This window comes from Pseudomonas sp. JV241A, assembly GCF_900275665.1.
In the GTDB taxonomy this organism is placed as follows: Bacteria; Pseudomonadota; Gammaproteobacteria; order Pseudomonadales; family Pseudomonadaceae; genus Aquipseudomonas; species Aquipseudomonas wadenswilerensis.
In genome coordinates this window covers 313,217-337,623 of sequence record NZ_OPYO01000032.1, presented here as the reverse complement: position 1 = coordinate 337,623, position 24,407 = coordinate 313,217, and the positions used below count along the sequence as shown (strand labels likewise).

Below are 24,407 nucleotides of genomic sequence, written 5' to 3'. Positions count from 1 at the left end.
CTCGACCTTCAGGTGTCTGGGAGCGCAAATCCGTGCCTATCGATCAAGGCTGTCGCCAAAGCCGCGGATCACTTCCAGCAGCGCTTTGACCCGTTGCGGCAGCGTTCCGGCCGGGTACACCGCGTGCATTTGCGGACTGTCGCCGTTACTGGCGGTCAGCCGGTACTCGGCGCAGACCCGCTGCAGGCGCCCAGCCTGCACCTCGGGTTCGGCCAGCCAGTCGGCCAGGCGGGCGATGCCGACACCGGCCAGGGCGGCCTGGAATACGGCAACCCCGGAGCTGAAGCGAAACCTGGGGTGCACTCGCAGGCTGACGGCCTGATCGGCGCTGCGAAACTTCCACTCCTTGAGAATCCGCGGCGCGGTATGCAGGATCAGCGCATGCGCTTCCAGTGCCTCGATCGTCTCGGGTACGCCATGCCGGTGCAGGTAAGCGGGGCTGGCATACAGCGAGCGTGAGTAGCGCCACAGGGGGTAGCCGATCAGCTCGCTGTCCTGGGCGAAGGCGCCACGAATCGAGAAATCCAGTTTGCTTTTGGCCGGGTCGATCGGCTCGTCGCTGAAGATCACATCGACGTTCACCTGCGGGTAGCGCTCGCCGTACTGTGCAATCAGACCGGGCAATACCTGCGCCAGCGATTCGGGGGCGGAAAACCGCACCCAGCCGGAAGCCAGGCCGCTGAGCCCGGTCAGCTCCTCATCGGCCTCACGTTGCAGATCGAGCATTTTGTAGGCGTAGGGCAGCAAGCGTTCACCTGCCTCGGTCAGGCTTACGGCGTTGCTCGAGCGATTGAACAGCTTGGCCCCGGCGTTTTCTTCCAGGGCCTGCACGGCGCGGGTCACAGCACTGGGCGAGCGTCCCAGGGCGCGTGCTGCGGCGACGAAGCTGCGCTTGCGGGCAACCATTGCGAAGGCTTCCAGCTCCGCGAGCATATCCAGGGCCATGTGTTACCTCGTTGCAGTTTTTGCAATATGGCATTGCAACACAAAACCCGGACGTTGGTTAACCTTGGCGCGCCCGTCCTTGACTACCAGAGCCTGAAACCATGGTCGATATCGTCGTTCTTTGTGTGTTTGCCTTTGCCGCCGGGCTGATCGATGCGGCGGTGGGTGGTGGCGGGCTGATCCAGATTCCGGCGCTGTTCAACGTGCTGCCGGCATCGCCACCGGCCGCATTGCTGGGCACCAACAAGGTTGCCTCGGCGTGCGGTACGGCGTTTGCCGCACGCTCGTTCGTGCGCAAGGTGGTGATCGACTGGGGGCTGGTGATCCCGGCGGCCTGTGCAGCCTTTGCCATGGCCTTCGTCGGCGCCGCCACGGTGTCACTGGTGCCGCAGTCGCTGATGCGCCCGGCGGTGCTGGTGCTGATTGTGCTGATGGCGATCTACACCTTCTGGAAAAAGGACTTCGGTACCCTGCACAAGCCGATGCGCATCGGCACCCGCGAGAAGCTGCTGGCGGTCGTCATCGGTGGCGCCATCGGCTTTTACGACGGCCTGTTCGGACCCGGCACCGGCAGCTTTCTGATCTTCCTGTTCATTCGCTGCTTCGCCTTCGACTTCCTGCATGCCTCGGCGTCGGCGAAACTGGTGAACATCGCCACCAACGTCGCCGCACTGATGTTCTTCATCCCCACCGGCAACGTGCTCTACCTGATCGCCATCCCCATGGCCGCCTTCAACATCCTCGGCGCGTTGACCGGCACCTGGCTGGCGGTGCACAAGGGCGTGCCCTTTGTTCGCGCGCTGTTCCTGGTGTTGCTGCTGATCTTGATCGGCAAGCTGTCCTACGACCTGTTGGTCTGACGATCAGGCCCACCAGTAACGGACGAAGTGGAAGAACACCGGCGCGGCGAAGCATACCGAGTCCATGCGGTCGAGCATGCCGCCGTGGCCTTCGATCATATGGCCCCAGTCCTTCACGCCGCGGTCGCGCTTGATCGCCGACATCACCAGGCCGCCGGCAAAGCCCATGAGGTTGACGGTCAGGGCCATCAGCGCCGCCTGCCAGAAGCTGAACGGGGTGATCCAGCACAGGGTGGCGCCGATCAGAGTGGCCAGGGCCACGCCACCGACCAGGCCTTCGACGGTCTTTGAGGGTGACAGCTTGGGCGCCACCTTGTGCTTGCCGAACAGCTTGCCGCAGACGTACTGCAGCACATCGGAGATTTGCACCACGAGGATCAGCCAGGCAATCAGCAGCAGGTTGCGGCCTTCGTATCCGGGGATATCCAGGGTCATCAAGGCCGGTACCGAGGACAGGCAGTAGACCGCGATCATCAACCCCCACTGCACCTTCGAGGCACGCTCCAAAAAGCGCGTGGTATCGCCGCCGAAGCTGGCCAGGATCGGCAGCAGCAGGAACAGATAGACCGGGATGAAAATGCTGAACAGTCCGTACCAGTCCATGGCAATCAACAGGTACTGCACCGGCAGGGCGACATAGAACGCCGCGACCAGTGCCGGGTAGTCGCTGCGCCGGGTTGGTGTCAGGGTGAGGAATTCACGCAGGGCGTAGAACGACACGCAGTAGAACAGCAGGATCACCCCCAGCTTGCCGAACAGAAACGCCAGGCCGATGACCAGGACCATCACCCACCAGGCGTTGATCCGCGCGTTGAGGTTGTCGATTACCGCGTGGGGCGCCGGGCCGGCGCGCCATTTGAGCAGGCGGCCGATCAGGCTGGCGAGCAACAGCAGGCCGCCAATGCCGGCGAACAGCGAAAGGGTGTTGTTGTCCATCTCAGGATTCCTTCGGGGCCAGGGCCAACAGGGCCTGGCGGGCCCGGTCGAGAAACGCGTGCTTGCTTTCGTCCGCTTGCAGGTGCAGCGGCTCGCCAAAGCTCAGGGTGCACAGCAAGGGTAGCGGCAGGGCGCGACCCTTGGGCATGACCCGGTTGAGGTTGGCGATCCATACCGGGATCACCTCGACCTGCGGGTGGGCGCTGGTCAGGTGGAACAGTCCGCTCTTGAACGCCAGCAACGGTTCGTCGCTGAGGTTGCGCGTGCCTTCGGGAAAGAAGATCAGCGAATCACCCTGGGCCAGCGCATCCTGGATCGGTTGCAAAGGGTTGCTTGTGGCGTCGCTGTGCTGGCGGTCGATCAGCACGCCATTGAACACCCGCTTGATCAGAAACCGGCGGATGCCGGGTTTTTGCCAGTAATCGGCACCGGCCACCGGTCGCGTGTGCTGGCGCAGGGGCTGGGGCAGCGAGGCCCAGATCAGCACGAAGTCGCCGTGGCTGCTGTGGTTGGCGTAGTACAGCCGTTGCACCGGTTGCGGCGTGCAGCCCAGCCACAGGGCGCGGGCGCCGGTGATCAGGCGGGCGACCGAGGTGATGGCAAAGGCGGTGAGGGCAGCAAGCATGGGCAAGGTCCTTATCCGGCGGAGTGAAACAAGGGCAAAAGCAGGATGCCGGCCAGCGCCAGCAGGGCCTGTACCGCAAAGCACAGGAGTTGTTTGCGCAGCAGGCCCATGGCTGCCAGGCCGCGTGCCTGCCAGTCGCGGTTGTCGACCGGGTTGGCCTTCAGGCCCAGGGCGCACAACGACTGGTCCAGCGCCTGGGTGTGCTGCGCGAGCTGATCGCTGCGGGTGGCCAGGTGCGCAAACAGATCGGCATCCAGTGCTACGCGTATGGCGAAAAACTTTTGCAGCAAGCCGGCCAACAGCAACACGCTGCACAGCACGCTGCTCAACCACGGGGCGGGCGTGCCGATCAGCAGCACCGCGAGGCCAAAAAACACCGCCAGCAAGCTGATGCCGTCGGCCAGGCGCTCGACCTGCCGCCCGCGCTTGAGCAGGCTGGCGACCAGGGCCAGGTGGATTTCGCCGCTCACAGGCAAGGCTCCGTTTGCAGGCGTTCAATCACCTGCAGGTGCTGCGGATGCAGGACCACCCCGGGGCGTGCCTGGCTGATGCGTTGCTGCGCTTGCCGGGCATCGCTGCAGCGCCCGCTGAGCACCAGCCAGGCGGCCACGGCGCTGGCGCTGCGGGAGTAACCGAGGGCGCAGCAGACCAGCACCGGGCCCTGCTGGCGCAGTTGCTCGATGGCCGCTGCCGCGTCCCGGCAGCGCTCGGCCGTGGGCACGACCAGATCGAGGCTGGGCAGGGCGCAGTAGGCCTGGCCCGGGGCAAGCGACGCTGGCAGTTCGGCGCACAGATCGACAATGGCGGCGAAGTGCGCGGCTTGACCCTTGCCCGGAATTCGCCCGAGGTACACGCCATCGCACACTTCATCCGCTTGAGGATGACACCGCGTCCACCAGCGTGAGTTGAGCCAGGCACCAATCAGGTAGGGCGCCAGCAACCAGCGCGCGGCATACGAGAGCCGGCCATCGGACCCTTTCTGAAAGCCTTCGGCGCCCAGTTGCGCATAGTTGAGCGCCACCACCAGCAGCGCGACCGCCGGCCACATCAACCACAGGGCGACGCCGCCCAGGTACAGCGCCAGTCCCACCAGCACTGCCGCCCCGGCCCCATAGCGCAGCGCCAGGCGCCAGCGCTGCGGATCGCGGGCAAGTTGCAGATGGCGCAGCACCGGCCGGCCGTCAACCGGCCACAGCCAAACGCACAGCACCCCCACCAGCGCGCCGCTGGGCAGGTCGATAAAGTGGTGTTGCCAGGTGGTCAGCACCGACAGGCCGATCAGCGCCATCCAGCCATGTACCAGCAAGCGTGGCAGCCTGGCGTGGATATGCCGGGCAAACATCGCCCAGATGATCACCAGCAAGGCGATGTGCAGCGACGGCGCCTGGTTGAACGGTTTGTCGAAGCCCATCAGCACATCGAACAACCAGCCGAACAGGCCATCCAGCGCTGGCCGTTCGACGGTGAAACGCAGCGGCCAGAGCAGAAAACCGAGGATGCAGATGACCTGCGCGCTAAGCAGGCGCAGGGCATGGCGGTCCATCTCCCGACGGCTCAGCGGCAGCAGGAACGACAGGCCGTAGAGCAGGTCGATCGACCAGTACGGGATGATGGTCCAGGGCCACAGCGGGATGCTGCCTTCCCAGGCAAACACCAGGCTGCCGACGTCGCTGCGCCCGGCGGTGTAGGTGTTGGTCAGGCCGTAGCTGAGAAAGAACAGCGGGCCGAGCAACAGCAGCCAGAGCACCCCGCGCTTGATCAAGCCTGGCTCGCGCGCAGTGCTCATCAAGCGACCCGCTGGGCCAGGCTGACGCTGAAGATGCCCCACTCATCGATACGCTGGCAGACCTTGCGAAAGCCGGCCGCCTCGACCAGTTGATCCATCTCCACCTGGCTGCGCCGGCGCATCACCCAGGCCTGGCCGGCGCGGTGGCTGGTCAGGGCGCGGGCGATCATCTCCAGCTGCGGGTGCCAGGGTTGGCCGGTGTACACCAGGTAACCGCCGGGCTCCACGGCCTGGGCCAGGCCGCCCAGGGAGTCGCCAACCATCTGGTTGCTGGCGAACAGTTCATACAGGCCCGAGACCACTGCCAGGGTCGGGCGTGGGTCGAGGCTGGCCAGGCTTTGGGCATCGAAGGCATCGCCCTGGACGAAGCGGGCAATGTCGGCCAGGCCTTTTTCGGCGATCAGCGCGCTGCCCTGCTGGACGTTGAGCTCGCTGTAGTCGCGCAGCAGGATCGACTCCGGCTTGCGCTCCAGGCCCTGCAGCGCTTCGAGGATGTAGCGGCCATGGCCGGCGGCGATATCGACGATATCCACCGGCTTGCCCTGTTCGCGCAGGCGCTCGATGGCCAGGCGCAGCAGTTCCTCGACATGCAGCTTGCGCTGGCGGATGCCGCGCCAGCCGATGGCGTTGAGGTAGTTCTGGTCGACCATCCGCCCGATCGCGCCCTTGCCGGTGGGCTGGTTGCGGTAGACGTAGTCCAGGGTGCTGCCGGAGTCGAAGCCGGTGTCGAAGCCCAGCTTGACCCCGTCCGACAAGCCCTTGCCCAGCCGTAGGCTGGCGCGGGTGGCGCGCCAGTAGAGGTCGGCCGGCGAGTTGCGTGGCAGCGGCGCGGCCAGGCTTTCGGCCTCGGCGCAGCTGGCACCCAGCTGGTCGGCAGCGAGCAGGGAAGGGCGCTGCGGCGCCTGGCTGAAACAGTGCCCGATAAACCGGCGGATCCGCGCCAGGGCATGGCTGCGGTCACGTTCGCCAAGGGTGTCGTGGAAGAACCCGGGGAGGATGTGTTTTTCTTTGTGCACGCTGCCCAGGCGCTCGAAGAACTGCTCCTGGGGTTTGCGCTTGACCACGAAATCGGCGCCGGAAATCAACAGCTGGGTCGGCACCTGGATCGCCTGGGCATCGGCCACCACGCGGTCGGCTGCTTCATACAGGCCAAGCAGCATGGTCACCGAAATCGGCCGGCTGATCAGCGGGTCGCTTTCATACGAGGCGATGCGTTCGGGGTCGTGGCTGAGCAGGCGCGGCTTGACGTAGCTGTTGACGAAGAAGTTGCCGCGCCAGGCGCGCATCAGCTTCAGCCCCGGGCGGGCGAACGGCACGTACAGCTTGACCTTGAAGGCCGGCGAGGCCAGCACCAGGCAGCGCACCTTGGGGGCGTAGTCGTGGGCCCAGGTGGCGATCAGCACGGCACCGACGCTTTGCGCCAGTACTGCCATGTCCTCTTCGGCGATGCCGTGCTCGCGGGCGATATGTTCGATGAAGGTCTGCACGTCGCGCACACTGCAGGCGAAGCTCGGGCTGTCGCCACGGGCCCCGGGCGACTGGCCGTGGCCACGGGCGTCCCAGGCGAAGAAGTCATGGTCGGGCAACTGCAGCTCATCGGCCAGATGGGCCATGCGCCCACCGTGTTCGTGGCCGCGGTGGAACAGCACCACGGCGCGGCGTGGCTGGCCGTCAGCGACGTTGGCGGGCCAGTGGCGGTAATGCAGTTCGACGCCGTCGTGGGTGGTGAAGTGCAGCGATTGCGCGTTGCGCATGGCAAATATCCTTATCTGGCACAAAGAGCTTCAGCGGGTTTGCGCCAGACCGCGGCTGACCCGGTTGTAGAGGGTATAGAGCGAGAGCAGCAAGATCACCAGCAGCACGCCGTTGATCCAGCTGGCAGGCAGCAGTCCTGCGGCGACGCCGGCACCGAGCACGCCGAAGACAAAGGCCCGGTCGCTCTTGCCCATGGGGCCGTCGTAGCGGCGCTCGGCGCCGACCAGCGGGCCCATGACACCGGCGTATTCGCTGATCAGCGCCGCCAGCACGACGATCACCACCAGCGCCGATGAGACGCCCGGCAGCAAGGCAAAAGGCAGGTACAGGGCGCTGTCGGCGACCAGGTCGCAGAGTTCGTTGTAGTAGGCGCCGAGCTTCGATTGCTGGCCGAATTCGCGGGCGAGCATGCCGTCGATGGCATTGAGGGCCATGCGCAGCAGCATCCACACCGGCACCAGGGCGAACAGCCAGGTGAGGTGTGGCAGCCAGGCCAGCAACAGGCCGAGCAACACGGAAACCACGGCGGCGCTCAGGGTCACCTGGTTGGCGGTGACGCCGCGTTGGTACAGGCGCTCGACCGTCGGGCGCAACAGCGCCTGAAAGCGGGGTTTGAGCTGGTAGATCGACGGCACGGTGAAACTCCCTTTACGACTCGGTTGGCGATCAGTGCAGCAACAACTAGGTCCGCGGGGGCGATTGTCGGTGGATTGCCCCTGCCGGAGCAATAGCGCCGGCACTCAGGCAGTCGAGCAAGGCCTGCGCATGCCCGGGCAGTCCGGCAAAATCCCGGCTGCACAGGCGCAACTGACGGTTGGCCCACGGCTCGTTTAGCGCCAGGCTGTGCAACGGCAACACGCCCTGCCAGCGCTGTACCGCTGCCAGTGGCACGATTCCCAAACCGGCGCCATGGGCGACCATGCGGATCACCCCGTCGAAGCCTTCGGCGCGCACCCGGACTTGCAGGCGCCGGCCCAGGTGCAGGGCCTGCTCTTCAAGGTGCAGGGCGAGGGCGCTGTCGGCCTGCAGGCCGACGTAGCCGTGGCCGAGGGTGTCGGCAAAGCGCAGGCTGGCGTCGACGGCCAGTGGGTGAGCGGGCGGCATGATCAGTACCAGCGGGTCGTCGCGAAACGCCAGGGTCTGCAGGTGTTCGCTGGCCACCGCGCTGGAAATGATGCCGATATCCGCCACGCCCTGGGTGATCGCCTGAACGATGCGCAGGCTCGGCAGTTCATGGATATCGAGGTCGATGGCCGGGTACTGCTGAAGAAACCCGGCAAGCAGCTCCGGCAGGTATTCGGTCAACGCTGCGGTGTTGCACAGCAGTCGCACCTGGCCCTGCAGGCCCTGGGCGTACTGCCCGAGGTCGAACTGCAGGCGTTCGACCTGCTGGGCGATCAGCCGGGCATGCTGCAGCAGCGCCTGCCCCGCAGGCGTGGCCTGCACGCCACGGCGGTTGCGTTCGAGCAGCGGTGTGCCCAACGAACTTTCCATGGCGCGGATGCGCGCGCTGGCGGCCGGCAGCGACAGGTGGCTGCGCTGGGCGCCAGCGGTGATGTTGCCGCACTCCAGGGTGTGCTGGAACAGTCGCAGGTCAATCAGATCGAAATGCATCAGCCTCTTCCTGGGCAATAGTCTGGCTGAGTATATGGCAGATTTTCAGTCTCAGTGGCGAGGTGCAGGATAGCGCCATGACTACCTTGTTCGGCTTCTATCAGGATATCGGTCCAGCGCTGACGCTGCTGGTTCTGGCGACCTTCGTGCTGGCCGGCGCGGTGAAGGGCGTGATTGGCCTGGGCCTGCCGACCATAGCCATGGGCCTGCTCGGTATGGCTATGTCCCCGGCGCAGGCAGCGGCCTTGCTGATCGTGCCCTCGACCCTGACCAACCTCTGGCAACTGGCCTTTGGTGGACACTTGCGGGCCCTGCTGAAAAGGCTGTGGCCGATGCTGGCGATGATTTTTGTCGGCACCTTGCTGGGCAGCGCCTGGCTGGGCATCAACAGTGGCGAATGGGCGGCGCGTGCCTTGGGTGGGGCGTTACTGGCGTATGCGTTGTACGGCCTGTTCGGCCGAGCAGTGCGCCTGGCGGCTGCACATGAACCCTGGCTTGGGCCGCTCTGCGGGCTGAGCACCGGGGTGATCACCGCTGCCACCGGGGTGTTTGTGATTCCTGCGGTGCCTTACCTGCAGAGCCTGGGCCTGAGCCGCGACGAAATGGTCCAGGCCCTGGGCCTGTCGTTCAGCGTCTCGACCCTGGCCCTGGCGATCGGCCTGGCGGGCCAGGATGCGCTGGGTGCGCAGGCCCTGGGCGCGTCATTGCTGGTGCTGGCGCCGGCGCTGCTGGGTATGCTCGGCGGCCAGTGGCTGCGTCAGCGCATCAGCGCCGTGCTGTTCAAGCGCTGCTTCTTTACCGGCCTGGCCCTGCTCGGCGCGCACCTGTTGCTCAACGGCTAGCCGAAGAGGGGCTGAGCATGTCGATCAACTGGATATCGAAGTCACGCTCCAGGTAGTCCATGCGCTTCTCGAAAAACGCCGCCATGTGCGGCAGGGCCGAGTGCACATCCAGCGCCGCCTTGCTGGCCCAGATCTCGTAGAAGACGAACAGGCTTGGGTCTTGCTGGTCGCGCAGCATGTGGTATTCGACGCAGCCCGGTTCCTCTCGGCTTGGCTCGACGTAGGCGCGAAACAGCGCTTCGAAGGCTTCGGACATTTCCGGACGGGTCTTGGCTTTGAGGATGAAACCGTATTGCTCGCTCATGAAGAGGCCTCTGAAAGGAAGGGGTGAAACGATTCTAAGGCAACAATAAGCGTGCTATTCGTGCTTTTTGGTCAAATGTATTTTGCCCCGGCGCGGCTGTTTCCCCGCGAGGCCGACCCCTATTCTGCCGCCATCAAATTCACTCGGTCACAGGCTCCGTTGCCCCTGATCGAACACAGATGAGGCACCCCATGAAAAAAGTCCTGTTGCTCAACGGTGGTAAAAAATTCGCCCACTCCGATGGCCGCCTGAACGAAACCCTGCATGAAACCGCACTGGCATTCCTTGACCGCGCCGGTTTCGACGTCAAGACCACCTACATCGACGGCGGCTACGACAACGCCGAAGAGGTGCAGAAGTTCCTCTGGGCCGACGTCATCATCTATCAGATGCCTGGCTGGTGGATGGGCGCGCCGTGGACCGTCAAGCAGTACCTGGACGAAGTCTTCACCGCCGGCCACGGTAGCCTCTACGCCAGCGACGGCCGCACCCGATCCGATGCTTCGCAAAAGTACGGCAGCGGCGGCTTGATCCAGGGCAAGCAGTACATGCTGTCGCTGACCTGGAATGCACCGCAGCAAGCCTTCGACGACCCCAGCGACTTCTTCGAAGGCAAGGGCGTGGACGCGGTGTACTTCCCGTTCCACAAGGCCAACCAGTTCCTCGGCATGAGCGGCCTGCCGACCTACCTTGCCGTCGATGTGATGAAGCGCCCCAACGTCGAAGCCGCCGTGGCCGCCTACGAGCAGCACCTGGCCGAGGTTTTCCAGGCTCAAGCCTGATGAAGCCTTGCGCTGGCCGCGCCAAGCGGCTATCTATCACGGCTGTTGCCAACCCCGGGGTATAGCCGTGAAAGCCAGGTCCGATGAATTGCAGGTGTTCGTCTCGGTGATCGAGTGCGGCTCGATTTCCGCGGCTGCCGAGCAGGGTGGGCAGACGCCGTCGGCGATCAGCCGGACCCTGTCGCGCCTGGAAACCAAGCTCGGCACCACCCTGATCAACCGCACCACCCGGCGCATGGACCTGACCGAAGAAGGGCGGTTTTTCTTCGAGCGGGCCAAGTCGATCCTGCAGCAGATGGACGAGCTCGAAGAGCATCTGTCGGTGCACCACCAGACGCCGTCCGGGCGCTTGCGCATCAACGCCGCGCTGCCGTTCATGCTGCACGCCATCGTGCCCTGGGTCGGTGAGTTCCGCGCGCTGTACCCGCAGATCCAGCTGGAGCTCAACACCAGCGATTTGATCATCGACCTGATCGAACAGAGCACCGACGTTGCCATTCGCATCGGCGAGCTGGCCGACTCCAGCCTGCATGCCCGCGCGCTCGGTTGCAGCCCGTTGAACCTGCTGGCCAGCCCCGAGTACCTGGCCCGGCATGGCACGCCCGAGCAGGTTGAAGACCTGCAAGGCCATGCGCTGCTCGGCTTCACCCAGACCGAGACCCTCAACCACTGGCCACTGCGCCATGCCGAAGGCGATCGCCTGCTGATCCGTCCGGCGCTGTCGGCCTCCAGCGGTGAAACCCTGCGCGAACTGGCCCTGGCCGGTGAAGGTATCGTCTGCCTGTCGCACTTCATGACCCATGAAGACATCCGCAGCGGGCGCCTGCAGGTGCTCCTGCCCGAGCACAACAGTGGCTATCGCCAGCCGATCAATGCGGTGTACTACCGCAACACCCAGCTGGCGCTGCGCATCCAGTGCTTTCTCGATTTCATCCAGAACAAGCTGGCGATCTACGCCTGCTGAAGCATCCATCCGCGACAGCTTCTGCCTGTGAGCGGCGAAATTTCCTGCCGTGTTTGATAACTCGTCTGACATCAGCCTTAATGGCTGTTCAACGAAAACAACACTAAGGAAGCTCTCATGCGCGTTGTGATTTTCCGATCCCTGGCCCTGGGCGCCGCGATCCTCGCCAGTAACGCGGCTTACGCGGTTAGTCTGGAGGGCGGTGCGGTCGCTGCACCCGATCAATATGGTGCACAGGTCGCCGCCGATATCCTGAAAAAAGGCGGCAACGCGGTGGACGCGGCAGTGGCCACCGCCTTCACCCTGGCGGTCACCTACCCCGAGGCGGGCAACATCGGTGGCGGTGGTTTCATGACCCTCTATGTCGACGGCAAGGCCTACTTCCTCGACTACCGCGAAACCGCGCCGAAGGCCGCCAGTCGCAACATGTACCTGGACGACAAGGGCGAGATCATCGAGAACCTCAGCCTGGTCGGCTCCCGTGCCGCTGGCGTGCCTGGCACGGTGATGGGGCTGTGGGAGGCGCATCAGAAATTCGGCAAGCTGCCCTGGGCCGAGCTGCTGACCCCGGCGGTTGGCTATGCCAAGAATGGCTTCAAGGTCGCGTCCAAGCAGTACCAGTATCGCGAAGATGCCCTGGGCCTGTTCAAGGACAGCACCAACTTCAACGACTATTTCGGCAGCATGAAAGTCGGCGAGACCTTCAAGCAGCCGGAGCTGGCGCAAACCCTGGAGCGCATTGCCGACAAGGGCGTCAGCGAGTTCTACCAGGGCAAGACCGCCGACCTGCTGGTGGCGCAGATGCAGGCCGACAAGGGCCTGATCAGCAAGGACGACCTCAAGGATTACAAAGCGGTATGGCGTGAGCCGATGAAGATCGACTGGCGTGGCAACACCGTCTACACCGCGCCGCTGCCAAGCTCGGGCGGTATCGCCCTGGCCCAGCTGCTGGGCATCAAGGAAGCGCGCGCCGCTGACTTCAAGGGTGTCGAGCTGAACTCGGCGCGCTACATCCACCTGTTGGCCGAAATCGAAAAACGCGTGTTTGCCGACCGCGCCGACTACCTCGGCGACCCGGCGTTCTCCAAGGTGCCGGTCGAGCAGCTGATCGCCAAGGACTACATTGCCAAGCGCGCCCAGGAGGTCAACCCGACCGCCATCTCGGAAACCGCGAAAGTCCGCCCGGGCCTCGAACCGCACCAGACCACGCACTTCTCCATCGTCGACAAGGACGGTAACGCGGTCAGCAACACCTACACCCTGAACTGGGACTACGGCAGCGGCGTGGTGGTCAAGGGCGCGGGCTTTTTGCTCAACGACGAAATGGACGACTTCAGTTCCAAGCCGGGTGTGGCCAACGCCTTTGGTGTGGTCGGTGGCGATGCCAACGCGATCGAGCCGGGCAAACGCATGCTCTCGTCGATGAGCCCGAGCCTGGTGACCCGCGATGGCAATGTCACCCTGGTGCTGGGTACCCCGGGTGGTTCGCGGATCTTCACCTCGATCTTCCAGGTGCTGAACAACCTCTATGACTACAACCTGCCGCTGGAAAAAGCCGTGGCTGCGCAGCGCGTGCATCACCAGTTGCTGCCCAAGGACACCATTTATTTCGATGCCTTTGCACCGCTTAACGGCAAGGTCGCTGAAGAGCTGAAGAAGATGGGCTACACCCTGGAAGATCAGGGTTGGGAGATGGGCGACATCCAGGCCATCCGGGTTAATGGCACGGCGCTGGAAACCGCTTCCGATCCGCGTGGGCGGGGAGTGGGGCAGATTGTTAAATAAGTGGTGAAGCTATCGCTGGCAAGCCAGCTCCCACAGGGTTCGGTGTAAACAGATCCATTGTGGGAGCCGGACTTGCCGGCGATGGGCTGCAAAGCAGCCCCGGCTTCAGCGGGTCAGACGCGGAAGTGGCTGACCATGGTTTGCAACTGGTTACCCAGGCGCGCCAGTTCAACACTCGACGCTGCGGTCTCATCGCTGGCCGCCGCCGTCTGTTCGGACACATCGCGCACATTGAGAATGCTGCGGCTGATCTGCTCGGCCACCGCGCTCTGCTGCTCCGCCGCTGCAGCAATCTGCTGGTTCATCGACTGAATGTTCGACACGGTGCGGGTGATGCTTTCCAGCGAGGCACCGGCCTTGCGGGTGAGCTCGACGCTGCTGTCGGTCAGGTTGCGGCTGCCGAGCATCACGTTGGCCACCTGCTGGGTACCGCTCTGCAGGCCAGCGACCAGCTCTTCGATCTCTTCGGTGGATTTCTGCGTGCGCTGGGCCAGGCCGCGAACCTCGTCGGCCACCACGGCAAAACCACGACCGGCTTCACCGGCGCGGGCCGCTTCGATGGCAGCGTTGAGCGCCAGCAGGTTGGTTTGCTCGGCCACCGACTTGATCACGTCCATGACGCTGCCGATCTTCTGGCTTTCCTGCTGCAGTTGGCCCATGGCCTCGGTGGAGCGGTGCACTTCTTCGGCCAGGCGTTCAATCTGCCTGATCGCTTCGGCGACTACCTGGTCACCGGCGCGAGCCTGGCCATCAGCTTCGGTGGCAGCCTCGGAAGCATGCTCGGCATTGCGCGCGACTTCCTGAACAGTGGCAGCCATTTCGTGCATGGCGGTGGCGACCTGGTCGGTTTCAACCTTCTGGCTGTTGACCCCGGCGCTGGTTTCTTCGGTGACGGCCGACAGCTCTTCGGCGGCGCTGGCGATCTGGGTGACGCCGTCGCGGATACCGGTGATCAGGTCGCGCAGGGTCGAGCCCATGCGCTGGATGCCTTGCTGCAGCACACCCAGTTCGTCGCGGCGGGTGACGCGCAGGTTGTGGGTCAGGTCGCCGGCGGCGATCTTCTCGACCACGGCCAGGGTCTCGCGCAGCGGACGGGTGATCTGCCGGGTGATGATCACGGCGGCCAGTACACCGACCAGCAGCGCCAGCAAGGTGGCGGTCAGTTGCAGGGTGCGGGCCTGAGCGCTTTCAATGTCGCGACGGTCGAGCTGGATCTGGTACAGGGCGTCGCTGGTCTTGACGATGTCGGCACCTTGAACGGTCATCTCCTGACGTGACACGGCGATATCAGCGGTGGCGTCGCGGAACTGGCGCACGGCGTCGCGGTAAGCCATGACGGCAGTCTCGAACTGCTTGATGCGCGCGGCTTCGCCAGGCAGTTGGCGGTTCAGGCTGGCGATTTCAGCCAGGGCGGTGTCGAGCTGACGCAAGGCCAGTTGCTCGGTCTCGCTGCTGATGTCAGCGATGTAGCTGCGCACGGCCAGGCGTACCAGCAGCAGTTGTTCCTTGGCCTGGGTGGTGGTGCGGAACTGCTCCAGGCGGCTGGCGTCACCCTCGGGCAGGGCCAGCACGTCGCGGTTGATCGCTTCGATCAGCTCGATGGCGCGGGCCGCGGCCTGGTTCATCGAATCGCGAGCGGCCAGGCTGGTCTTGTAGCCGGCGCGCATCTTGTTGATCGACACCTGGTATTCGCTGATGGTCTGGCCCAGGTCCTGGAGCAGCTTGATGTTCTCGGGGCTCTTGAAGCTCTTCAGCAGTTTTTGCTGCTGTTCGCTGAAGGCATTGAGCTTGACCTGAACGTTGCCGGCCGCCGCATCGTCGCCGTTGGTCAGCATGTACTGCAGGCGGGTGATGCGCAGGTTGGTCAAGTCGCTGTTGAGCTGGGTGATGTCACTCATCCAGTTACTGCGATTGATCAGACTGCCCAGGCTGTTCCAGCCGGTCAGGGCCAGCAGGCCGGTAAGCAACAGCACCAGGCCAAAGCCCAGGCCGAGTTTCAGGTTGACGCTGATGTTGGCAAACCAGCTATTCATGCAATCCCTCCAGGAACGTTGTGCTTCTTGATCCGAATCGGTGGAAGGTTGTTGTTATTGATGGCCAGCCGATGTTCTGAGCAGGGTTTATCGGCGGCTTGCGCCGGAGCTGAAACGCTTTTTCAGCAAAAATGATCAGCGGTAGGTAACAGGGCATTTCTGCGGCCAGCCTGAGACTTCAGGTGGCCGCGAAACGGTGGGGCAGGCGGGTCAGAGCGAGCGTGCGCTAAAGGTGTCGCACTGGTTGATATCGCCCTTGGCGAAGCCGGTCTTGAACCAGCGCTGGCGCTGTTGCGAGGTGCCGTGGGTGAACGAATCCGGGACCACCCGGCCTTGGCCCTGCTGCTGCAGACGGTCGTCGCCGATGGCGTTGGCGGCGTTCAGGGCCTCTTCGATATCGCCGGGCTCCAGCCAGTTCAAGCGTTTTTGCGCCTGGAAAGCCCAGACGCCGGCCAGGCAGTCGGCCTGCAGTTCCTGGCGCACCAGCAAGCCGTTGTCGCCTTCCATGCGCTCGCCACGCTGGCGCGCGGCCTGGACCTTGGCCGAGACGCCGAGCAGGGTTTGCACATGGTGGCCGACTTCGTGGGCGATCACGTAGGCCTGGGCGAAGTCGCCGGCGGCCGAGAAACGCTGCTCCATTTCGCGGAAGAAGCTCATGTCCAGGTAGACCTTCTGGTCGGCCGGGCAATAGAACGGGCCGACCGCCGAAGAGGCGAAGCCGCAGGCCGAGTTGATCTGGCCGCTGAACAGGATCAGGTTGGGGTCTTTGTACTGGCGGCCGGCCTGGGCGAAGATGGCCTTCCAGGTGTCTTCGGTGTCGCCCAGCACGGACCGTACGAATTCCGCCTGCTCGTCGTTGGCCGGCGGCGCCTTGCCGGTGCCAGGGCTGACCGGTGCGGTCTGTTCCTGGCCCATCTGCCCGGCCAGTTGGCCGAGGATCTGCAGCGGGTCCTGGCCGGTGATCCAGCCAATCCCGACAATCAACAGGATCGCGCCGATGCTCAGGCCTTTGCCACCGCCGAAGCGCATGCCGCCACCGCCCTCGCCACGGGCATCGACCACATTGTCGCTACGCCTGCCTTTTCGCCATTGCATGAGTGCTCTCCGGAGCTTGGAAACATGAGGACAAAGATTAGTTCACCGCGTGGGGCTCTGTCAGATTCCTGATCTATTCATAACCATTTGGTTATGTATGGTGCGGTTCTTTTCAGTATTCGCCGGGCCCCGCATACCGGAAACTGCATGCTCGCCTGCCACGCCCAGGCCCTCCAATAATTCCAAGACAGGAGAACGGCATGTCTGCGCAAGACAACAGTCGCTTCGCTATCCGTGATCGCAACTGGCACCCGAAAGCCTTCACCCCGGACTACAAGACTTCCGTCGCCCGTTCGCCGCGCCAGGCCCTGGTGAGCATCCCGCAGTCGGTCAGCGAAAGCACCGGCCCGGATTTCTCGCACCTCAAGTTCGGCCCGCACGACCACGACCTGCTGCTCAACTTCAACAACGGCGGCCTGCCGATCGGTGAGCGCATCGTCCTGGCCGGCCGCGTCTGCGACCAGCACGGCAAACCGATCCCGCACACCCTGGTCGAGATCTGGCAAGCCAACGCCGGTGGCCGCTACCGGCACAAGAACGACCGCTACCTGGCGCCGCTGGACCCCAACTTTGGTGGCGTCGGCCGGGCCCTGACCGACAGCCAAGGCTACTACAGCTTCCGCACCATCAAGCCGGGTCCGTACCCCTGGCGCAACGGCCCCAACGACTGGCGTCCGGCGCATATCCATGTGTCGATCAGCGGCCCGTCGATTGCCACGCGCTTGATCACCCAGCTGTATTTCGAAGGCGATCCGTTGATCCCGATGTGCCCGATCGTCAAGTCGATTGCCAACCCTGACGCGGTGCAGAGCCTGATCGCACGGCTGGACATGAGCAATGCCAACCCCATGGATTGCCTGGCCTACCGCTTTGACATCGTGTTGCGCGGGCAGCGCAAGACCCACTTCGAAAACTGCTGAGGAGGTGCCCCATGCCTATCGAACTGCTGCCGGAAACCCCTTCGCAGACCGCCGGCCCCTACGTGCACATCGGCCTGGCCCTGGAGGCCGCCGGCAACCCGACCCGCGACCAGGAGATCTGGAACCGCATGGCGCGGACTGACGCCCCGGGCGAGCACATCCTGGTGTTCGGCAATGTCTATGACGGCAACGGCCATCTGGTGCGCGACTCGTTCCTGGAGTTCTGGCAGGCCGACCACAATGGCGACTACCAGGGCGACTTCGATCCGGAAAAACCGTTCAACAGCTTCGGCCGCACGGCCACGACGTTCGATGCCGGTGAGTGGGCCTTGCACACCATCAAGCCGGGTGTGGCGAACAACGCCGCGGGCGTGCCGATGGCGCCGCACATCAACATCAGCCTGTTTGCCCGTGGCATCAACATCCACCTGCAGACCCGCCTGTACTTCGATGACGAAGCCGAGGCCAATGCCAAGTGCCCGGTGCTCAACCTGATCGAGCAGCCGCAGCGGCGCGAGACGCTGGTTGCGACCCGTTGCGAGGTAGACGGCAAGCTGGCGTATCGGTTTGATATCCGCATTCAGGGTGAAGGCGAGACGGTATTCTTCGATTTTTGAATGTTGAAGCGAGTGACATGAGCAAAGCCCGCCATTGGCGGGCTTTTTGTTCTGATCAGCGTGGTGTCGTAACGCCGATGGATTCGGACTTCAACAGTTTCAAGCCTTCATCGGCGTTGTAGCCATGAATCTCTTTCACATCGAGCTTGCGCATGAACGAGAGCGTTTCAGCAGTGATCACCTGCCCCGGTACCAGGATTGGAAACCCCGGCGGATAGGGGATCACGAAGTTTGCCGAGATCAGCGGCGGGCCGTTTTCCAGGCGTTCGTCGATGGTTTTGTCGAACAGACGAATATGCTCGCACGCTGCGCTGTCGTAGGCTTTGTAGTAAGCACTACGAATGTCTCCTTCTGCCGTACTGCTGTTCGCCGACTCACGAAAAGCGGGGTAGAAACAGCTGAAGTCGGGCAGGTCCGGCACATCTTCCATGAGTGACTGGACTCGGGCATTGAAGGTGTCCCGCAGTTTGCCATCACTGGTGCGCAGGCGATCCTCCAGTTCGCGGCTGATTCGTACCAGCACCCGGATCAGGTGTGCTACGTCACTGCGAGTGTTGTTGATGTTGGTTTGCAGCAGCACGCTGTTGCGAGAGGTCTTGTTCAACTGAACATCGTAGCGGTTGGTCAGCAAGTTCTTGAACGTGGTGCCGTCAAAGCCTGCATGGCCACAGACCAGCGTCAGGCGGGTAGGGTCCAGGGCGACTTCATCGGTGTTCAGGGCATCGACGACGGTGGACCACGCAGTACCCTTGGCCAGGTAATCCTGCAGCCCTGAAGCCCGATAGACCGTTGGCACCAGGTCCTCGATCGTGAGTATCTTGAAATACTTTGATATTAGCGGGTGGCGGCTGACCTCTCGACGGATGTCGAAGGCCAACTGGGTTGCCGACATCACCAGTTCATAGCCTTCCAGCTCCATTTGCCGACGGGCAACATCAAGGGAAGCAATGATTTGCTGATTGGGGGAGGTGGACGTGTGGGTAAATACCGCCTCGCGGAACGATGCTTCGACGTGATGGAAGTCCTGATCGTCGACCAGGATCATCGAGCCCTGGCGCAGCGCCGACATAGACTTATGGGTGGAGTTGGTCTGGTAGACGCGCACGCGGGTGGTGTCCGGGTCCATCAGCAGGTGCTCCTGCAGCAGCGCAGGGTCATCGGCAGCAAGCGCTTGCAGTCGTTCGCGCTGGCATTCGAAGGCGTGCCGGTACTGCGGGCAACTGAGCGCCTGCTTGAGTTGTGCGGCGGCGCCCATGCCGGTTCGACGACGCAGCAGGGGTGAAAAGCGTGCAAAGCCAAACCAGGCTTCATCCCAGAGAAAGGCCAGGTCCGGTTTGATCGCCAGACATTCTTCCATGACCCGGAAGGTGTTGTAGACATGACCATCGAAGGTGCAGTTGGTCAACACCAGCAGTTTGACCCGATGCAGCTTTCCTTCCTTTTTCAGGTCGAGTAGCGCTTGCTTGATAGCGCTCAGTGGCACTGCGCCGTACATCGAGTATCGGGGCAGCGGGTAGGCTTCGACATACAGCGGGTAGGCGCCGGTCAGAACCATGGCGTAGTGGTGTGACTTGTGGCAGTTGCGATCGACAATCACAATGTCACTGGGCGCAAGCAGGGCTTGTTCAACGATCTTGTTCGAGGTCGAGGTGCCATTGGTGACGAAAAACGCCTGCTGTGCGCCGAACGCATGGGCTGCCCGGTCCTGGGCCTTTTTGATGTTGCCGGTGGGCTCTAGCAGGCTGTCGAGCCCCCCCGTGGTGGCGGAGCTTTCGGCCAGAAACAGGTTGATGCCGTAGAACTCGCCCATGTCGCGGATCCAGTTCGACTTGAATATCGATTTTCCGCGGGCAATGGGCAGCGCATGGAAGGTGCCGATAGGACGTTGAGCATAGTGTTTCAGGTTGTTGAAAAACGGCGTTTCATAGCGTTTTGCAACGCCTTGCAGCAGGCTCAGGTGGATCTCCAGCGGCTCCTCGACTTCGTAGAACACCCGGCTGATGAACGCGTAGTCTTCATCACCGGCAATTCGCTCAACCTGACGATCGCTGAGCAGCAGGATATCGAGCTCCGGCCTGATGGACTTGATCGCTCGGGCCAGTGGCAAGGCCAGGTTCGTGGAGTCTTCGTCGTCCGGGCTGTTGCCCAGGTGTGGGGCCAGCAGCTCACGCACCCAGGCGGCGCGACAGCTCGATGTAAAAGCGAAACCTTCGTAGATCACGACCGCTTGCAGGTTGACGTTGAGTATCACCGCGAGCAACGCATCCTCAAAGGAGCCGGTCATGACGGGCTCGTAGATGAAGGGGTCCTGGTGGCGGCGCAACTGGCGAATGGCCTGAAGGTGCTGCGGCCATGTCGAGATTGGCGCGGGGCTGACAATCAGTGTTTCGAAATACGGACGATGTGCGGACGCAGCGGCGAAACTACGGGGCGCGGGTGCGTCGGGCAGGTCTTCGCTGGCCTCCCAGTCGTTTGCGTCTTGCTTGTAACTGCGGTCGAGCAGCGAACTGCTGATGCGCTGAGCCAGATGCAGGGCTCCGATGCCATTGCCCGCTGCTACGCGTTCGACCAGCAGGGCCAGCAGGCGAGGGCCCGGGTAGGCCTGGTAAGCCTCCAATTGCGCAAGCTGCTCGAGTTGGGCAAGGCATTGCTGCTGGACCTTCGCGCTAGCGGGCTGATCTTTGCAGTTGCGCCAGCGGCGACACAGGGCGTTGAGCTCACGCCACAAGTCAACGCGGGCAGTGGTACAGGAAAACAGTTGATCGATTGGCTTTGCGTCGCCATCGGGTAGGGTCAGGTTGTTCACGATTCAATTCCTTTTGAACGGTCGCCGGGGCCGTGAAGTATTGGCGTGGCGGATAATCGTGAGCAGCCTGTCTGCTTTCCCTGGGATGCCATGCTGCAAGGTACGCCTTACTCGTAATCTGTCACCCCGGCAATATGCCGCCCGGCGATATAGCCGAACGTCGCCGCCGGCCCCAGATTGATCCCGCCCGCCGGGTAGTGCCCGCCCATAATGCTGGCCATGTCAGTGCCCACCGCATACAGCCCGGCAATCGCCTGCCGCTGCTCGTCCAGTACCTGCGCATGGGCGTTGGTCCTGAGCCCGGCAAAGGTGCCGAAGCAGCCCGGTTCGACTTTCACCGCATAGAACGGCCCCTGTTCGATCGGCGCCACGCACGGATTGGGCCCGTGCAGGGCATCACCCTGTTTGCGGTTGTAAGGCGTGGAGCCGCGCCCGAACTGCGGGTCTTCGCCGTTGCGGGCATGCAGGTTGTACTCGGCGACCGTCGCGACCAGGCCCTGAGCGTCAATCCCGCAGGCCCGCGCCAGGGCTTCGAGGCTATCGCCGGTTTTCAGGTAGCCGGAATTGATCAACGGCTGCACCGGTAAAGGAAACGGCCGCGAGATGCCCAGGCCATAACGACGCTGGAAGGCATGGCTGCAGATCAGCCACGACTCGACCTTGTCCCCGGGCGCCTGGGCGACCATGGCGCTGACGTAGTCGTAGTAGCCGTCGGCCTCGTTGACGAAGCGCTTGCCGTCGGCGAGCACGCCGATGATGCCGGGCTTGGCCCGATCGATGATGTGCGGGAAATGCCCAATGCTGCCGTCCGTGTGCGGCACCCGCGACACCGGCGCCCAGGCCACCGGGCTGTGCAAGTCATCGGCAACCTGGCCGCCAACGCTTTCGCCCAGGCGCAGGCCGTCACCGTTGGCGCCCAGCGGCGGCAGGGCCAGGTGCTCGTGGCCGGTGGGTGTTCGCGGGAACAGCGCCTTGCGCCGTTCGACGTCATTGGCAAAGCCGCCGGCGGCCAGTACCACGGCCTTGCGGGCATGGATGCGGATCGGCCCGCGGGTGGTTTCAATAACGGCACCGCTTACCCGGCCCTGATCCTGGATCAACTGGCGAGCCGCTGCTGACTCCCAGAGCAACACGCCAAGGTCTTCAGCCGATTTGGCCAATCGCGCAACCAGCGCTACGCCATTGACCAGTTGCAGGGCTCGGCCGTGGATCGCCAGGTCGAGCAGGTGGCGGCTTAAACGCTTGCTCACGTGCATTAGTGAACGCCAGGAACGGGTGAGGGTGAGGAAGGCACCGAGGTCCTTGCCGGCCATGATCGGCATGCCCATGAACGAGGTTTCGCGCAGGGTTTTGCGCAGGCGCTTGAGCAGCTTCTTACCCACCTGGCGTCCGTCGTAAGGCGCCGCAATCACCGAACGCCCGCCGGTGCCGGCGCCGGGGGTGTTGCCGTGAATGTCGGCAATGCCGTTGCCGTCGGCAAATTGCAGTTGGGTATGGCGCTCGAAGAACGACACCATGTTGGGCGCAGCTTCCAGGAACGCATCGATCATTGGCGCATCGAAACGCTCGCCCAGTTCATGCTCCAGGTAGCTGCGCGGCTGGGCGCGCTCTTCGATGATCCCGGCGCGCTGTGCCAGCGGGTTGCACGGCACCCACATCCAGCCGCCGGACCAGGCCGTGGCACCGCCGAACACCGGGTCTTTTTCGACCACGATGACTTTTTCACCATGCCAGGCGGCAGTCACCGCAGCGGCCAGTCCGGCGGCGCCGGAACCGATGACCAGTACATCGCATTCGACCAGCGGGGTGTCGACGGGCATGAGCAGTATCCTCCAACAAGTTTTGTTATATTTTGGAACTTGATTCCATATTCTATGGTTCGAGAGATCGCTCAGCCAAGGCGTGCCACGACAAAGTGGGCGAAGATCGGACAGTGATTTGCGCTTTCGCCGGGGCTCTTTAGAATCGGCACAAATTTCAGGGACCATGACCATGGCCGGCAGTCAGATCGAACGCGCGTTCAACCTTCTCGAACGCCTTACCAGCGCCCCGCGCGGGCTGCCCCTGCAGACCCTGGCCGAAGAGCTGGACATCCCCAAGAGCGCCACCCACCGCATGCTCGCCGAGCTGATGCGCCTGGGCTATGTGCGCCAGAATGCCGAGAGCAGCCGCTATCACCTGAGCACTCGCCTGGTGGCCATGGGCTTTCGCTACCTGGCCAGTAGTGGCGCCGATATTGTCCAGCCGATCCTCGAGCAACTGGCGCAGCAGACTGGCGAACTGGTGCGCCTGGGGGTGATCGACGGCGAGCGTCAGACCTGGATCGCCAAGGCCCAGGGCGCCCGTTCCGGCTTGCGTTACGACCCCGACATGGGCCGTGATGCGCCGTTGTTCTACACCGCCTCCGGGCATGCCTGGCTGTCCAGCCTGAGTGATGCCCAGGCTTTGTTGCTGGTGGAGCGCCAGGGGATTGCCGACCCGGCGGAGTTCGGCCCCAATGCGCCGAAATCCAATGCCGAGCTGCTCGAACGCCTGCGTATTGCCCGCGAGCATGGTTATGCCTGGGTGGTGGAAAGTTCGGCGGTGGGTACTTCGGCATTGGCGGCAGTAGTGCGTCACCCGCTCGACGGCCACGCGCTGGGGGTGCTCAGCGTCGCCGGTCCCAGTGCACGGATGAGCGAGGCGCGCATGCACGAGCTGGCGCCGGTGTTGCTGGCGGCGGTGGCGGAGTTGTCGGCGGCGAGTCCTGCGTCCGAGTTGTTCGTTTAAAAGCATCGCTGGCAAGCCAGCTCCCACAGGTACTGCATACACCGAACCTGTGGGAGCTGGCTTGCCAGCGATGGGTGTCGTTTTTTTGCTTGCATTGAAATTGGAACTAAGTTCTAAATATTTCCAAATTCAACTCGCCGAGACAACAACAATGACTCAACGCGTGATGTCCCTCGCCGCCCTGACGGTACTCGAGCTGTCGCCGGTGGAAATGGTCGAGGTCGCCGCTCGCGCCGGTTACAGCCATGTCGGCTTGCGTCTGGAGCCGGCCACGGCCGAGGAGCATCACTTCCCGCTGGTGGCCGACGCCGGCCTGCGTCGGCAGACCGCTGCGCGCTTGCGTGACACCGGCATCAAGGTGCTGGATGTGGAGATCCTGCGGCTCAAGCCCGACACCCTTGTCGCCGACTTCGAAGCGCTGCTGGCAGTGGGCGCGGAATTCGGCGCCAGTGAGCTGCTGGTCGCCGGCAATGACCCCGACGAGCAGCGCCAGACCGACAACTTCGCCGCGCTGTGCGATTTGGCCGGGCAGTACGGCCTGCACCCGCACCTGGAATTCATGCCCTGGACCGATGCGAAGAACCTCACTCAGGCCAGGCGTATCGTCGAGCAAGCCGGACGCGACAATGGCGGGGTGCTGGTCGATGCCTTTCACTTCGACCGCTCGGCTTCATCGCTGGACGAGTTGCGCCAGGTGCCGCCCTCGCGGCTACGCTATGCACAGTTGTGTGACGTGGCCGGTCCGCGTCCGGACGACATGGCCGAGATCCTGCGCCAGGCGCGCAACGAGCGGCGCTTTCCCGGTGATGGCAATTGCGACTTGCCCGGCTTGTTGCGTAGCCTGCCGCAGAACATCGCGCTGAGCCTGGAAATCCCCGTCCGCGACCAGGGCCTGAGTGCCTTGCAGCGGGCGCAGATGGCCCTGGACAAGACCTGTCAGCTGCTCCGTCAACTCTGAACCCGCGAGCC

22 protein-coding genes are annotated in these 24,407 nt (G+C 63.6%); 9 read left to right on the top strand and 13 right to left on the bottom strand.

Annotated elements, in window-relative coordinates; translation table 11 throughout:
- Positions 1–36: 36 nt before the first annotated feature.
- The gene (locus JV241A_RS21665) at positions 37–945 is read right to left on the bottom strand and encodes a LysR family transcriptional regulator (RefSeq protein ID WP_134064399.1); all 909 of its coding nucleotides are present in this window, start codon (positions 943–945) and stop codon (positions 37–39) included.
- A 101-nt stretch (positions 946–1,046) separates the two neighbouring features.
- On the opposite strand from JV241A_RS21665, the gene JV241A_RS21660 reads away from it, so the two are divergent.
- Complete coding sequence (locus JV241A_RS21660) at positions 1,047–1,805, top strand: TSUP family transporter (RefSeq protein WP_115088857.1); 759 nt, start codon at positions 1,047–1,049, stop codon at positions 1,803–1,805.
- A 3-nt stretch (positions 1,806–1,808) separates the two neighbouring features.
- Here JV241A_RS21660 and JV241A_RS21655 read toward each other — a convergent pair whose 3' ends face one another.
- The 7 genes from JV241A_RS21655 to JV241A_RS21625 are packed head-to-tail and all read right to left on the bottom strand — an operon-like array spanning position 1,809 to position 8,521.
- Positions 1,809–2,741 carry a phosphatidate cytidylyltransferase gene (locus JV241A_RS21655; protein WP_045195828.1) on the bottom strand — a complete coding sequence of 311 codons (933 nt, stop codon included), beginning with the start codon at positions 2,739–2,741 and terminating at the stop codon, positions 1,809–1,811.
- Between the two features lies 1 nt (position 2,742).
- Positions 2,743–3,366: a lysophospholipid acyltransferase family protein gene (locus JV241A_RS21650; protein ID WP_134064397.1), complete on the bottom strand. Its 624-nt coding sequence runs from the start codon at positions 3,364–3,366 to the stop codon at positions 2,743–2,745.
- Positions 3,367–3,377: 11 nt separating this feature from the next.
- A complete protein-coding gene (locus JV241A_RS21645; protein ID WP_134064394.1) occupies positions 3,378–3,836 on the bottom strand; it encodes a hypothetical protein in 459 nt (152 codons plus the stop codon).
- Complete coding sequence (locus JV241A_RS21640) at positions 3,833–5,152, bottom strand: phosphatase PAP2/dual specificity phosphatase family protein (RefSeq protein ID WP_134064392.1); 1,320 nt, start codon at positions 5,150–5,152, stop codon at positions 3,833–3,835. The genes JV241A_RS21645 and JV241A_RS21640 overlap by 4 nt, the downstream gene beginning before the upstream one ends.
- Entirely contained in the window at positions 5,152–6,906 is a 1,755-nt protein-coding gene (locus JV241A_RS21635) for a bifunctional alpha/beta hydrolase/class I SAM-dependent methyltransferase (RefSeq protein WP_134064390.1), read from the bottom strand. Before JV241A_RS21635 ends, JV241A_RS21640 begins: the two co-directional genes overlap by 1 nt.
- A 30-nt stretch (positions 6,907–6,936) precedes the next feature.
- Positions 6,937–7,542 (bottom strand): CDP-alcohol phosphatidyltransferase family protein, encoded by a 606-nt coding sequence (locus JV241A_RS21630; protein ID WP_134064388.1) that lies wholly within the window; start codon positions 7,540–7,542, stop codon positions 6,937–6,939.
- Positions 7,543–7,588: 46 nt separating this feature from the next.
- Positions 7,589–8,521: a LysR substrate-binding domain-containing protein gene (locus JV241A_RS21625; protein WP_115088845.1), complete on the bottom strand. Its 933-nt coding sequence runs from the start codon at positions 8,519–8,521 to the stop codon at positions 7,589–7,591.
- Between the two features lie 77 nt (positions 8,522–8,598).
- Between JV241A_RS21625 and JV241A_RS21620 the strand changes: the two genes are divergently transcribed.
- Positions 8,599–9,363: a sulfite exporter TauE/SafE family protein gene (locus JV241A_RS21620; protein WP_115088843.1), complete on the top strand. Its 765-nt coding sequence runs from the start codon at positions 8,599–8,601 to the stop codon at positions 9,361–9,363.
- On the opposite strand, the gene JV241A_RS21615 is transcribed toward JV241A_RS21620, so the two are convergent.
- A complete protein-coding gene (locus tag JV241A_RS21615; protein ID WP_115088840.1) occupies positions 9,353–9,667 on the bottom strand; it encodes a putative quinol monooxygenase in 315 nt (104 codons plus the stop codon). The two genes, JV241A_RS21620 and JV241A_RS21615, sit on opposite strands and share 11 nt — an antisense overlap.
- Positions 9,668–9,858: 191 nt before the next feature.
- Here JV241A_RS21615 and JV241A_RS21610 point away from each other — a divergent pair, with 191 nt between their 5' ends.
- The 3 genes from JV241A_RS21610 (at position 9,859) to ggt (ending at position 13,198) form a co-directional block, all read left to right on the top strand.
- A complete protein-coding gene (locus tag JV241A_RS21610) occupies positions 9,859–10,449 on the top strand; it encodes an NAD(P)H-dependent oxidoreductase (RefSeq protein WP_134064386.1) in 591 nt (196 codons plus the stop codon).
- Between the two features lie 67 nt (positions 10,450–10,516).
- A complete protein-coding gene (locus tag JV241A_RS21605; RefSeq protein WP_115088837.1) occupies positions 10,517–11,413 on the top strand; it encodes a LysR family transcriptional regulator in 897 nt (298 codons plus the stop codon).
- Positions 11,414–11,530: 117 nt separating this feature from the next.
- Positions 11,531–13,198, top strand: coding sequence for a gamma-glutamyltransferase (ggt, locus tag JV241A_RS21600; RefSeq protein ID WP_134064384.1), 1,668 nt, complete (start codon positions 11,531–11,533; stop codon positions 13,196–13,198).
- 113 nt (positions 13,199–13,311) lie between these two features.
- Here the strand turns inward: ggt and JV241A_RS21595 are convergent, their stop codons facing one another.
- Positions 13,312–15,231, bottom strand: a complete 1,920-nt coding sequence (locus tag JV241A_RS21595) for a methyl-accepting chemotaxis protein (RefSeq protein WP_115088833.1) — start codon at positions 15,229–15,231, stop codon at positions 13,312–13,314.
- A 210-nt stretch (positions 15,232–15,441) separates the two neighbouring features.
- Positions 15,442–16,326 (bottom strand): neutral zinc metallopeptidase, encoded by an 885-nt coding sequence (locus JV241A_RS21590; protein ID WP_115088832.1) that lies wholly within the window; start codon positions 16,324–16,326, stop codon positions 15,442–15,444.
- A gap of 200 nt (positions 16,327–16,526) precedes the next feature.
- Between JV241A_RS21590 and pcaH the strand changes: the two genes are divergently transcribed.
- Both pcaH and pcaG read left to right on the top strand, forming a co-directional pair.
- A complete protein-coding gene (pcaH, locus tag JV241A_RS21585) occupies positions 16,527–17,246 on the top strand; it encodes a protocatechuate 3,4-dioxygenase subunit beta (RefSeq protein WP_115088830.1) in 720 nt (239 codons plus the stop codon).
- 11 nt (positions 17,247–17,257) lie between these two features.
- Complete coding sequence (gene pcaG / locus JV241A_RS21580) at positions 17,258–17,863, top strand: protocatechuate 3,4-dioxygenase subunit alpha (RefSeq protein ID WP_115088828.1); 606 nt, start codon at positions 17,258–17,260, stop codon at positions 17,861–17,863.
- Positions 17,864–17,918: 55 nt separating this feature from the next.
- On the opposite strand, the gene JV241A_RS21575 is transcribed toward pcaG, so the two are convergent.
- Both JV241A_RS21575 and JV241A_RS21570 read right to left on the bottom strand, forming a co-directional pair.
- The gene (locus JV241A_RS21575) at positions 17,919–20,669 is read right to left on the bottom strand and encodes a beta-eliminating lyase-related protein (protein ID WP_205125919.1); all 2,751 of its coding nucleotides are present in this window, start codon (positions 20,667–20,669) and stop codon (positions 17,919–17,921) included.
- A 107-nt stretch (positions 20,670–20,776) separates the two neighbouring features.
- Positions 20,777–22,489, bottom strand: a complete 1,713-nt coding sequence (locus JV241A_RS21570) for an FAD-dependent oxidoreductase (RefSeq protein ID WP_134064382.1) — start codon at positions 22,487–22,489, stop codon at positions 20,777–20,779.
- Between the two features lie 172 nt (positions 22,490–22,661).
- On the opposite strand from JV241A_RS21570, the gene JV241A_RS21565 reads away from it, so the two are divergent.
- Both JV241A_RS21565 and JV241A_RS21560 read left to right on the top strand, forming a co-directional pair.
- Positions 22,662–23,438: an IclR family transcriptional regulator gene (locus tag JV241A_RS21565; protein WP_115088824.1), complete on the top strand. Its 777-nt coding sequence runs from the start codon at positions 22,662–22,664 to the stop codon at positions 23,436–23,438.
- 151 nt (positions 23,439–23,589) lie between these two features.
- Positions 23,590–24,396, top strand: a complete 807-nt coding sequence (locus JV241A_RS21560) for a TIM barrel protein (protein WP_134064380.1) — start codon at positions 23,590–23,592, stop codon at positions 24,394–24,396.
- Positions 24,397–24,407: the final 11 nt, after the last annotated feature.